Below are 12,093 nucleotides of genomic sequence, written 5' to 3' on the forward strand. Positions count from 1 at the left end.
CAGCCGCACATCGGCACAGCCCCGCGCCCCTTCGGGGCGCTGCCCGAACCCGTAGCGGACTTCCTCTGACGTGCTAGCGATGCGCGAGGTCCTCACCGCGACGGCGGGAGGGCGGAGGCGGGCGAGCCCTTGGACCCGGTCGGCTCCGGGGCGGCCGACTCGGAACCCGACGGCTCCAGGCGCGGCTGTCCGCTGGGCGAGCCGTCGACACCGCTGGTGGCGGGCGGTGGGGCGGGGTCCTGGCGGTTGCCCGAGGCGCCCCGGTAGACGGCCGTGAAGGCCAGGGCGACCACGCCGATGCCCATCAGGATGGCCAGCAGCCAGGCCACCGGGCGGTGCCAGCGGGCATGACCGCGGTAAGGCCGCCCCGCGCTCCCGTACCGCCCATAGGGGCCGTAGGCGTCGTCCGCGTCCCGCCCGGGGCCGAAGCGCCCGTCGGGGTCGTCCACGCCGTAGAACTCGGCCTCCTGGCCGTAGCCGTCCTCGAAGAGCTCGTCCTCGGGCGGCACACCGGCCCTGCGGCGCCGGGACGCCTCGGCCTCGGCACGGGCCTCGGCGGCGGCCAGCATCCGCTCGATGGCGGTGGGCTCATGGATCGGGGCCGACCGCACGAAGTCCTCGTCGAAGACCACGGCGGCGAACTCGTCGTTCGTCTCGCCGTGGCTGCGCTCGTCGGGCTCGTCGCCGTCCGGGAACGGCTTGCCCCCCACGTCGTCCGGCACCCATTCAGAGTAGACCGGACGGGTCATTTTGGGCAGGGTGAAATGGTATTCGGGGGAAGATCCACCCCAGCGCCGCCGGGAATCGGGCACCCCCGAACGGGTGGGTCAGCGGATGTGGCCGTCGCCGGTGACGATGTACTTCGTCGAGGTCAGCTCGGGCAGCGCCATGGGTCCCCGGGCGTGCAGCTTCTGGGTGGAGATGCCGATCTCGGCGCCGAAGCCGAACTGCCCGCCGTCGGTGAACCGCGTGGAGGCGTTCACGGCGACCGTGGTGGAGTCCACGAGCTGGGTGAAGCGGCGGGCGGCCTGCTGGGAGGAGGTGACGATGGCCTCGGTGTGCCCGGAGGACCACAGCCGGATGTGGCTCACCGCGGCGTCCAGGGAGTCCACGACGCCCGCCGCGATGTCGTACGAGAGGTACTCGGTCTCCCAGTCGTCGATCACCGCCGGGACCACCGTGGCCTTGGAGCCCTCCGCGAGCGCCATCACGCGCTCGTCCGCGTGGACCGTGACCCCGGCCTCGGCCAGCGCCGCCAGGGCGCGGGGCAGGAACCGGGGGGCGATGTCCTGGTGCACCAGCAGCGTCTCCGCCGCGTTGCACACACTCGGCCGCTGGGCCTTGGAGTTCACCAGGATCTCGACCGCCATGTCGAGGTCGGCGTCGGCGTCCACGTACACATGGCAGTTGCCGGTGCCGGTCTCGATGACCGGGACCGTGGACTCCTCGACGACCGTACGGATGAGGGAGGCGCCGCCGCGCGGGATCAGCACGTCCACCAGGCCGCGGGCGCGCATCAGCTCGCGCACCGACTCCCGGCTCTCGCCCGGCACGAGTTGCACCGCGTCCGCGGGCAGCCCCGCCCCGCCCACGGCGTCGCGCAGGACCTTCACCAGGGCGGCGTTGGAGTGGGACGCCGACGAGGAGCCACGCAGCAGCACCGCGTTGCCCGACTTCAGGCACAGCGCCGCGGCGTCCACCGTCACATTCGGCCGGGCCTCGTAGATGATCCCGACGACGCCGAGCGGAACGCGCACCTGGCGCAGGTCGATCCCGTTGGGCAGCGTGGAGCCGCGCACCACCTCGCCGACCGGGTCGGGCAGCGCGATCACATCGCGGACATCGGAGGCGATGGCCCGCACCCGCTCGGGGGTGAGCGTCAGCCGGTCCACGATGGCGTCGCTGGTGCCGGCCTCGCGGGCCCGCTCCACATCGGCCGCGTTGGCCTCGACGATCTCCTTGGTGCGCACCTCCAGGGCATCGGCCATCGCGAGCAGCGCGTCGTCCTTGACGGCGCGCGGCAGCGGCGCGAGATCGGCGGCCGCGGCCCGGGACCGGTAGGCGGCCTGGAGGACCGGGGACTTCGGCCAGGGGTCGGTGAGCGGCGACGTGGGTGCGCTGGTCATGCACGAAGCGTACTGAGCCGACGGGCGGAAGCCGCGCGCTATTCCGCAGTTCGAGATGGCATTCCCATATCCCGGCACCGAACATCCGCCCTCAGAACGGATGCACGCCCACCGGGGAGGCCGGTGGCGGCCCGTACCCCTCCGCGACCCGCTGGTGGTACGTATCACGGTCGATGACCTCGAGCCCCACGATCTCCCAGGGCGGCAGCTTGGCCGAGGCCCGGTGCTCGCCCCACAGCCGCAGCGCGACCGCCGCGGCGTCGTGCAGATCACGGGCCTCTTCCCAGTAGCGGATCTCGGCGTGATCGACCGCGTAGCGGCTGGTCAGCAGGAACGGATGGTCATGGGCCAACTGCTCCAGAGCCCTGCGGACCTCCCGCAGCGGCGCCTCGCTCCCCGAGACGCTGAGGGTGATGTACCACAGCCGGGACGCCTCCCCGCGCTCGGCGGCGTGCGCCTTGGCCTCGCCGGTCGCGGCGTCGCCCGCTCCGACACTGGTCAGGGTGCGCTCCGCCGCCCCTCTGGGCGACGCCCCCGGGCGCCCTCGTCTCACCGGCGGCCTCCTGTAACTCGCTGCTCCGCTCACGCGCGGGCGGAGCACTCGTGACGGTGCCATGGCCGCGGCGTTCCGCTCCGTCTCCGCCGCGTCTCCCACAGCCGGCGCGCTGCCCCGCGCGACCCCGTTGAACAAAGTTGACCAGCCCTCGCCCGCCCGCGGGGCGCTTTTGAGGTTTTTCGGAGGTGGGTGTTTTCCGCGGGCCCGGTTCTCCCCCGGCCACCGCCGGGAGGTGCCCCGCCGGGGGCGCTCCGGCCGCCGGAGCGGCTCAGTCCAGGAGGACGAGGTCGTCGCGGTGGACCACCTCGCGCTCATAGGCCGGGCCGAGCTCCCGGGCCAGGTCCCGGGTCGAGCGGCCGATGAGCTGGGGAATCTCCTTGGCGTCGAAGTTCACCAGCCCACGGGCCACCGGGCGGCCCCGGGTGTCCCGCAGCTCGACCGGGTCACCGGCGGTGAATTCGCCCTCCACGGCCGCGATCCCGGCCGGCAGCAGCGAGGTGCGCCGCTCCACGACGGCCCGTACCGCACCGTCGTCCAGGGTCAGGGCGCCACGCGGCGCGGAGGCGTGGGCGAGCCACAGCAGCCGGTTCGCGGAGCGGCGGCCGGTGCGGTGGAAGAACGTGCCCGTACGGCGGCCGAGCAGGGCGTCACCGGCCCGGCTGGCGGAGGTGAGCACCACCGGGACCCCGGCCGCGGTGGCGATCCGGGCCGCCTCGACCTTGGTGACCATGCCGCCGGTGCCCACCCCGGAGCGGCCCGCGCTGCCGATGGAGACACCGTCCAGGTCCTTTGGCCCCCGGACCTCGTCGATCCGGGAGGTGCCGGGGGTCCTGGGGTCCCCGTCGTACAGGCCGTCCACATCGGAGAGCAGCACCAGCAGATCCGCCCGTACGAGATGGGCGACCAGGGCCGCGAGCCGGTCGTTGTCACCGAACCGGATCTCGTCCGTGGCCACCGTGTCGTTCTCGTTGACGATCGGCAGCGCGCCCATGGCCAGGAGCTGGTCCAGGGTGCGGGTGGCGTTGCGGTAGTGGGCGCGGCGGCTGGTGTCGTCCGTGGTGAGGAGCACCTGGCCGACCCGGCGCCCGTAGCGCGCGAAGGAGGCGGTGTAGCGGGCCACCAGGAGCCCCTGCCCGACGCTCGCGGCCGCCTGCTGGCGGGCGAGGTCGCGGGGGCGCCGGTCCAGGCCCAGCGGCGCCAGTCCGGCGGCGATGGCGCCGGAGGAGACCAGCACTATCTCCTTGCCGTTCGCGCCGCCCTTACCGTCGCCGTCCCTGCCGCCGTCGCCCTTACCGTCGCCGTCGAGCACCTTGGCGACCACGTCGACCAGCGCGTCCACGCGGTCCGCGTCCAAGCCCCCCGCCGCGGTGGTGAGGGAGGACGAGCCGATCTTGACCACGATCCTCCGGGCGGCGGCCACCTCGTCCCGTACGGCCGACCCGTCCTGCTCCGTCACGCCGCTCCCCTGCTCGTCCCCGGCTCACCACACGTCCCGAAGAAACGCATGCCCTACACACTCATCATGACAAGTGGGCAATCTACGACAGACGAGGCCCGGCCCGCCCCGGCATTTCAGCCCCCGGACACCATCCGCGCACACCGTCCCGCACACCGGCGCGAGCACCCCGGCGGGCCCCTCGGGTGACCATTGACACCGATTGCGACCGGTTGGCACCGGCGCGGATTGTCACCGGGCGGGGCGTCGGCATACGGTCAGGGGTCCCCCCATCAGTCCCTCGCCCTCCTGCCAGGAGCCCACCCCGTGCCCTCTGCCGGAATCGCCCCACGCCGGGTCGTACAGGTTACGGCGCTGCTCGCGATGCTCGTGTTCTTCGCCACACAGCTCGTCGGCGCCGTGCTTCCGAACGTACCGCTTTTCATCGCCGCCTCGGCGTGCGGTCTCGCGCTCGATCTCTTCCTTCAGCACAAGCAGCCCGGTCTGCTGTCGCTGCTGGGCAAGATCCGCCTTGACGTCACGGTGCGCCAGCTATTCCGCGACATGCTCATCGTGGTCGGGCTGCTGCGCATCGAGGGCATCAATCCCCTGCACGAGCAGGCGCCCCTGACCGTGGGGCTGCTGCTGTTCTACCTGGTGCACTTCGCCTGCCAGGCGGCGGCCATCCTGGTCCGCCGGAGCCGGCAGCTCCCGTTCGTCACGCGCAACATCGACGCGTCCGCGCTGCGCCTGAGCGAGGCCCCGCCGCGGCTGTTCGCCCGTCAGCACGGGCGCCGGCTGCTGCGGCTGGCCGCGCCGGCCACCGCCGGTCTGCTGATCACCGCCGGCACCAAGAACGCCGTCTGGGGCGGTGCCGGTCTGGCCGTCGCGCTGCTGATCGCCATCGGCGGCACGGCACACCTGGCCACCTGGATGCTGCCGCGCAAGCGCGTGGCGAACGAGGCCGCGGCCCTGCGGTGGCTCGACAAGTGGCTGGCCGACTACCAGCCGACCGTGGGCATGTACTTCTCCGGCGGCAACTCCTCGGCGTACCAGGCGAACATGTGGCTCTCCACGCTCGCCGCGCTCGACGGCAAGCCGATCATCGTGCTCCGTGAGCGGTTCATGGTGCAGAAGATCGACGCGACGGACGTCCCGGTCGTCTGCCTCCCCAAGGTGGCGCATCTGATGCGTCTGGAGCACTCGACGCTCAAGGTGCTGCTGCACCCGGCCAACTCCGGCAAGACCTCGCAGGTGCTGCGCATCCCCTCGATCAAGCACGCCTTCATCAACCACGGCGAGAGCGACAAGCTCTCGAGCTGCAACCCGTACGCCAAGGCGTACGACGAGGTGTGGGTCGCGGGCCCGGCGGCGCGCGAGCGCTACCAGCTCGCCGACATCGGCGTCGAGGACAAGGACGTCGTGGAGGTCGGCCGGCCGCAACTGGCCCCCATCCGCCCCTACGCGGGCGTGCCCACCGGCGCCCTCGGCGGAGCCGGTACGGAACACCTCACCACCGTGCTGTACGCGCCGACCTGGGAGGGCTGGGACGGCAACCCCGGCAACACCTCGGTGATGCTGGCCGGTGAGAACATCGTCCGCGAGCTGCTCGCCGACCCCAAGGTGCGCCTGCTGTACAAGCCGCATCCGATGACCGGCTCGGTGGACCCGCGCGCGGGCCGCGCCGACGACCGCATCAGGGCGATGATCGCCGAGGCGAACACCAAGCGCACCGGCGACCGCCCCGGTCCGGAGGCCGCCGCCGAGCTGGCCCGGTGCAACGATGAGCTCAACCGGCTCACCAGCACCGCCTTCCGCCCCAGCGCGGACGAGATCGAGCGCATGAAGTTCCAGGGTGCCCCGGACGGCGACCGCGCGGCGGCCGTCACCGCGGCCACGACCGCCTGGGAGAGCGCCTACTGGGCCTCGCTGCCGGTCTGGGAGCACCAGATCATCACCGGTCCGCGTCCGGCGATCTTCACCTGCTTCAACCAGGCCGACGTGCTGATCAGCGATGTCTCCAGCGTGGTCTCGGACTACCTGACGAGCGAGAAGCCGTACGCGGTGGCGAACACCAGCGGGATGACGGAGGAGGAGTTCCGGGCGGGCTTCCCGACCGTGCGCGCCGCCACGATCCTCACGCCGGAGGCCAAGGGCGTGGCCGGACTGCTGGAAGCCGTCCGCGACCCCGAGAAGGACACCCTGGCGGCCGCCCGCGCCGAGCTGAAGGTGCATCTGCTCGGCCCGTCCGACCCGCCGTCGCTGATGCGCTTCAACCAGGCCACGCAGGCGCTGTGCGACAAGGCGGATGAGCGCCGGGCCCGGATGGCCACCCGGCTGTCCGACGAGATCCCCTCGCAGCGCGAGGCCCGGGACGCGGCCGAGGAGATGGAGCTGGAGTCCGGCTCGGCGGAGCCGGAGGAGACCGCGACGGTCTGAGACGGCCGTACGCGCGGCTGAGCGCGACCGCCGAGAGCCACGACGAAGGGCCCGGGAGATCTCTCCCGGGCCCTTCGTCGTACCATCTGCCGAGCGGCGCGCAGACGGCCACTCAGGCCGCTCAGAGCCCACCTGGGGCCAGGGGGCGGCTGCGCACCCCTCAGAACGGCTTGAACGCGTCGTACTCCTGATCCGCCTCGTCCCGCTCGACATCCCGCTCACGACGCCGCTGCGCGGCCGGGCGCGGGGCGTCGAAGCGGTGATCCTCGCCGCGGCGGCCCAGCATCTCGGCGCCGGTCGCGAGGCTCGGCTCCCAGTCGAAGACAACCGCGTCGTCCGTGGGGCCGATGACGACCTCGTCGCCCGAGTGGGCGCCCGCCTTCACCAGCTCCTCCTCGACGCCGAGGCGGGCCAGGCGGTCGGCGAGGTAGCCGACGGCCTCGTCGTTGGCGAAGTCGGTCTGGCGGACCCAGCGTTCGGGCTTCTCGCCCAGCACCCGGTAGAAGCCCTCCTCGGCGACGACCGTGAAGCCCGCGTCGTCCACGGCCTTGGGCCGGATGACGATCCGGGTCGCCTCCTCCTGCGGCTTGGCCGCCCGCGCGTCCGCGACGATCTGCGCCAGGGCGAAGGACAGCTCCTTGAGGCCGAGATGGGCGACGGCCGAGACCTCGAGGACCTGGTAGCCGCGGGACTCCAGATCGGGCCGGATGATGTCGGCGAGGTCCTGGCCGTCGGGGATGTCGACCTTGTTGAGCACGACGACCCGCGGCCGGTCGTCCAGACCGCCGTACTGGGCCAGCTCCGCCTCGATGACATCGAGGTCGGTCAGCGGATCGCGCTCGGACTCCAGGGCCGCGGTGTCCAGCACATGCACCAGCACCGAGCAGCGCTCGACATGGCGCAGGAACTCAAGGCCCAGACCCTTGCCCTGGCTGGCGCCGGGGATCAGGCCGGGGACGTCCGCGATGGTGTAGACGGTCGAACCGGCCGTGACCACACCGAGGTTGGGCACCAGCGTGGTGAACGGATAGTCGGCGATCTTCGGCTTGGCCGCCGAGAGCACCGAGATCAGCGACGACTTGCCGGCGCTCGGGTAGCCGACGAGGGCCACGTCCGCGACGGTCTTGAGCTCGAGGACGACGTCCCCGGCATGACCCGGCTCACCCAGCAGCGCGAAGCCGGGAGCCTTACGGCGGGCCGAGGCGAGCGCGGCGTTGCCGAGGCCGCCGCGGCCGCCCTGGGCGGCGATGTAGGTGGTGCCCTGCCCGATCAGATCGGCCAGGACGTTGCCCTGCTTGTCGAGGACGACGGTGCCGTCCGGGACCGGCAGGATCAGATCGGTGCCGTCCTTACCGGAGCGGTTCCCGCCCTCGCCGGGCTTGCCGTTGGTGGCCTTTCGGTGGGGGCTGTGGTGGTAGTCGAGGAGCGTGGTGACGGACTGGTCCACGACCAGGATCACATCGCCGCCGCGGCCGCCGTTGCCCCCGTCCGGCCCGCCGAGCGGCTTGAACTTCTCGCGGTGCACGGAGGCGCAGCCGTGGCCCCCGTTACCCGCGGCGACGTGCAGTTCGACGCGGTCCACGAAGGTGGTCATGACGGGTGCCTCCAGTTAATGCGGATTCAGGGGTGTGCTGATGTGCCTCACGCTCATAACGCGCCGAGGGCGGACCCGCTTCCCGTCATGGGAAGAGCGGTCCGCCCTCGGAAAGGCTGTGCGATATCGCCCGGGCTGATTACTCAGCGACGGGGACGATGTTCACGACCTTGCGGCCCCGGCTGGTGCCGAACTGCACCGCACCGGCGGCCAGCGCGAACAGCGTGTCATCGCCGCCGCGGCCGACACCCGTGCCCGGGTGGAAGTGCGTGCCGCGCTGGCGGACCAGGATCTCGCCCGCGTTGACGGTCTGGCCGCCGAAGCGCTTGACGCCGAGCCGCTGGGCGTTGGAGTCGCGACCGTTCCGAGTGGACGATGCGCCCTTCTTGTGTGCCATCTCTCCTCAGTCCCTTACTTCGCAGCCGAGTCGATGCCGGTGATCTTCAGCGCGGTGTGCAACTGGCGGTGGCCGATCCGCTTCCGGTAACCGGTCTTGTTCTTGTACTTCAGGATGTCGATCTTGCCACCCTTGTGGTGGTCGACGACCTCGGCGCGAACCTTCACACCGGCCAGCACCCACGGGTCGCTGGTGACGGCATCGCCGTCGACAACGAGCAGAGTGGAAAGCTCGACGGTGTCGCCGACCTTGTTGCTCGCCAGACGGTCGACCTCGATGACGTCGCCCACGGCCACCTTCTGCTGGCGGCCGCCGGTGCGCACGATTGCGTACACGCGGTTCTCACTCTCTCGCTAGAAATCGGGACCTCTGATGCCAGCCGCCCAACACGGCCCACAAGGGTCGTGACAACCGAGGATCATGCGATTCACCATCGGCCGAACGGCCTCTTCCGGCGAAGCGGAAGGGATGTGCTCAGGGGTTTGGCGTACAGACGCCGAAGGTTAAGGCTACCAGAGCCCGGAGGGGCACCCTGCCACGTGGCAGGGTGCCCCCGGACGGCCGTACGGCCGGATCAGTCGTCGGCGGCGGCCGAGACCGACTGCGGAGTCTGCTGCTCCGCCGCCGCGGTCTTCTTGGTCGCCGTCTTCTTGGCGGTCGTCTTCTTCGCCGTGGTCTTCTTGGCCGCCGTCTTCTTCGCCGCCGTCTTCTTCTCGGCGGTCTTCTTGGCCGCCGTCTTCTTGGCGGGGGCCTTCTTGGCGGCCTTACGGGCGGTCTTCTTCGCCGGAGCCTCGGACTCGGCCCCGCCCTCGGGCGCCGCCTCCCCCTTCGGCTCGGGCTCCGACTCCGGCTCCGACTCCGTCGAAGACGCGCTCACGACCACCACGGCCGCCTCCTCGGAGCCCGTCGGCGAGCCCGCGGGGGCGGTCACCTTACGGGTCACCCGACGACGCGTACGCGGCGCGGGAACGGCCTCCAGCGGGGCCGCCGGCTCCGGCTCCTCGACGGGAGCGGCAGCGGGGGCCTCGGCGACCGCCTCCGGCTCCGCCTTGGGCGCCTCCCTCGGCTCGTCGGCCACCACGACCACCGAGCCCTCCGACTCCCTGGCGGCCTTCGGCGCGCCCGCCGGGGCGGACGCCTTACGGGTGGCACGGCGGCGCGTACGCCCACGGGTCGCGGCGGCCTCGGCCTCCGCGGCGCTGCTGTACAGCTCCTCGTCGGCCGCGAAGACCGGCTCGGGCTCGTGCTTCGGCTGGGTGGCCTCCGCCGCGATCTCGGCCGCCGCCTCGGTGACGTCCTCGGGCTCGGCCTCGGCCACGGCGGCATGCTCGTGCTCAGCCGGCTGCTGGGCGCCACCGGCCGACTTCTTCTTCTTGCGCTTGCCGCCACCGCCGCCGGCGGCCGACGCCTGGTCCATGTGGACGATCACGCCGCGGCCGTTGCAGTGCACACAGGACTCGGAGAAGGACTCCAGCAGCCCCTGGCCGACCCGCTTACGGGTCATCTGGACCAGGCCGAGCGAGGTGACCTCCGCCACCTGGTGCTTCGTACGGTCCCGGCCCAGGCACTCCAGCAGCCTGCGCAGCACCAGATCGCGGTTGGACTCCAGCACCATGTCGATGAAGTCGATCACGATGATGCCGCCGAGGTCGCGCAGCCGAAGCTGGCGCACGATCTCCTCGGCCGCCTCCAGGTTGTTCCTGGTGACCGTCTCCTCCAGGTTGCCGCCCTGGCCGGTGAACTTGCCGGTGTTGACGTCGATGACGACCATCGCCTCGGTCCGGTCGATCACCAGCGAGCCGCCGCTGGGCAGCCAGACCTTGCGGTCCAGCGCCTTCATCAGTTGCTCGTCGATCCGGTAGGTGGCGAAGACATCGACGTCCGAGGTCCACTTCTGGAGCCGGTCCGCGAGGTCGGGCGCCACATGCGAGACATAGCCGTGGATGGTCTCCCAGGCGTCGTCACCGCTGACGATGACCTTGGAGAAGTCCTCGTTGAAGATGTCGCGGACGACCCGCACGGTCATGTCGGGCTCGCCGTAGAGCAGCGACGGGGCGTTGCCGGTCTTCGACTTCTTCTTGATCTCTTCCCACTGCGCCTGTAGCCGGGCGACGTCGCGGGACAGCTCCTCCTCGCTCGCCCCCTCGGCGGCGGTGCGGACGATCACGCCCGCGTCCTCGGGGACGATCTTCTTGAGGATCTGCTTGAGCCGCGCCCGCTCGGTGTCGGGCAGCTTGCGGCTGATGCCGGTCATCGAGCCCTCGGGCACATAGACCAGATAGCGGCCCGGCAGGGAGACCTGGCTGGTCAGCCGGGCGCCCTTGTGGCCGATCGGGTCCTTGGTGACCTGCACCAGAACGGACTGGCCGGACTTCAGAGCGGTCTCGATGCGGCGCGGCCCGCCTGAGAGCCCCAGCGCCTCGAAGTTCACCTCGCCCGCGTACAGCACGGCGTTGCGGCCCTTGCCGATGTCGACGAAGGCGGCCTCCATCGACGGCAGCACGTTCTGGACCTTGCCCAGGTAGACGTTGCCGACGTAGCTGGTCGCCTGCTCCTTGTTCACGAAGTGCTCGACGAGGACGTTGTCCTCCAGCACGCCGATCTGGGTACGGTCGCCGTTCTGCCGGACGACCATGACCCGCTCGACCGCCTCGCGGCGGGCCAGGAACTCGGCCTCGGTGATGATCGGCACTCGGCGGCGGCCCTGCTCACGGCCCTCGCGACGGCGCTGCTTCTTGGCCTCCAGACGCGTCGACCCCTTGATCGACTGCACCTCGTCGGCGCTGGACTCGGAGTCCTTGCCGCGCCGCTCACGGGGCTCCCGGGGCTCGCGGACCTTGACGACCGTACGCTCCGGGTCGTCACCGCCCGCCTCCGCCTCGACCGCGTCGCCGCTGCGACGGCGGCGCCGACGGCGACGACGGCTGCTGGCGCTGCCGCCACCGTGCTCACCGGCCTCGGCATCCGCCTCGTCCCGGCCCTCGCCCTGCTCCTCGGCGCTCTCGCCCTCGGCGCCCGGCTCGTCCTCGTACCGCTCACCGGTCTCGGACTCGGCGCGCCCCTCGGGGCCCTCGCCCTCGGCGGCCTCGCCCCGGCGGCGACGCCGTCCGCCACGGCGGCGGCGACGGGCCGGACGGTCGCCCTGCTCCTCATCGCCGTGCTCGCCCTCGGGCTGACCGGACTCGGCCTCGACGGCCTCGGTCTCCTCGGCCTCCGGCTGCTCCTCGGCGGGCTCAGCGCCACGGCGGCGGCGCCGACGGCGGCCGGTGGGCGCCTCGGGCTCGACGGCCTCGGTGGTCTCCTCGGCCGTCGGCTGCTCCTCTTCCTCCTCCTCGGTCTCCTCCAGCGCGGCGGCGGCCTCGGCGGCGGCGCTCTCCGGCGTCTGGAAGACCGGCTCGGTGAAGACCGGCGCCTGGAACACGGCCGTCGGCGGACGGACCGCCCGGCGCCGCGAACGGGGCGCGGGCTCCGGCTCGGCCTCGGCGGCCGGGGCCTCGGCCTCGGCGGTCTTCGGCTCCGGAGCGCTGCTCGGCTCCTCGGCGGCGG

9 protein-coding genes are annotated in these 12,093 nt (G+C 72.0%); 1 reads left to right on the forward strand and 8 read right to left on the reverse strand.

The window, feature by feature from the left end; all coding sequences use genetic code 11:
• Positions 1-92: 92 nt before the first annotated feature.
• From KN815_RS24905 to proB, 4 genes are all read right to left on the reverse strand, one after another.
• Positions 93-722: an SCO2584 family spore wall biosynthesis protein gene (locus KN815_RS24905; RefSeq protein ID WP_253209223.1), complete on the reverse strand. Its 630-nt coding sequence runs from the start codon at positions 720-722 to the stop codon at positions 93-95.
• A gap of 105 nt (positions 723-827) precedes the next feature.
• Positions 828-2,126 (reverse strand): glutamate-5-semialdehyde dehydrogenase, encoded by a 1,299-nt coding sequence (locus tag KN815_RS24910; RefSeq protein ID WP_216344155.1) that lies wholly within the window; start codon positions 2,124-2,126, stop codon positions 828-830.
• A 91-nt stretch (positions 2,127-2,217) separates the two neighbouring features.
• Positions 2,218-2,679, reverse strand: a complete 462-nt coding sequence (locus tag KN815_RS24915; RefSeq protein WP_216344156.1) for a DUF8830 family protein — start codon at positions 2,677-2,679, stop codon at positions 2,218-2,220.
• Positions 2,680-2,950: 271 nt separating this feature from the next.
• A complete protein-coding gene (gene proB, locus KN815_RS24920) occupies positions 2,951-4,102 on the reverse strand; it encodes a glutamate 5-kinase (protein WP_216344160.1) in 1,152 nt (383 codons plus the stop codon).
• Between the two features lie 342 nt (positions 4,103-4,444).
• On the opposite strand from proB, the gene KN815_RS24925 reads away from it, so the two are divergent.
• Entirely contained in the window at positions 4,445-6,556 is a 2,112-nt protein-coding gene (locus KN815_RS24925) for a CDP-glycerol glycerophosphotransferase family protein (protein ID WP_216344157.1), read from the forward strand.
• A gap of 160 nt (positions 6,557-6,716) precedes the next feature.
• Here KN815_RS24925 and obgE read toward each other — a convergent pair whose 3' ends face one another.
• From obgE to KN815_RS24945, 4 genes are all read right to left on the reverse strand, one after another.
• Positions 6,717-8,150 carry a GTPase ObgE gene (obgE, locus tag KN815_RS24930; protein WP_216344158.1) on the reverse strand — a complete coding sequence of 478 codons (1,434 nt, stop codon included), beginning with the start codon at positions 8,148-8,150 and terminating at the stop codon, positions 6,717-6,719.
• Positions 8,151-8,289: 139 nt separating this feature from the next.
• Positions 8,290-8,547, reverse strand: a complete 258-nt coding sequence (rpmA, locus tag KN815_RS24935) for a 50S ribosomal protein L27 (protein WP_014060683.1) — start codon at positions 8,545-8,547, stop codon at positions 8,290-8,292.
• A gap of 14 nt (positions 8,548-8,561) precedes the next feature.
• Entirely contained in the window at positions 8,562-8,882 is a 321-nt protein-coding gene (rplU, locus tag KN815_RS24940; protein WP_216344159.1) for a 50S ribosomal protein L21, read from the reverse strand.
• 239 nt (positions 8,883-9,121) lie between these two features.
• A partial coding sequence (locus KN815_RS24945) for an Rne/Rng family ribonuclease (protein WP_253209224.1) occupies positions 9,122-12,093 on the reverse strand: 2,972 nt, incomplete at its 5' end.

Source organism: Streptomyces niphimycinicus, assembly GCF_018883605.1.
Taxonomy (GTDB): domain Bacteria; phylum Actinomycetota; class Actinomycetes; order Streptomycetales; family Streptomycetaceae; genus Streptomyces; species Streptomyces niphimycinicus.

Coding starts and splice junctions, on each gene's coding strand:
- KN815_RS24910 (WP_216344155.1), bottom strand. CDS start 2,126: ATGACCAGCGCACCCACGTCGCCGCTCACCGACCCCTGGCCGAAGTCC.
- rpmA (WP_014060683.1), bottom strand. CDS start 8,547: ATGGCACACAAGAAGGGCGCATCGTCCACTCGGAACGGTCGCGACTCC.
- obgE (WP_216344158.1), bottom strand. CDS start 8,150: ATGACCACCTTCGTGGACCGCGTCGAACTGCACGTCGCCGCGGGTAAC.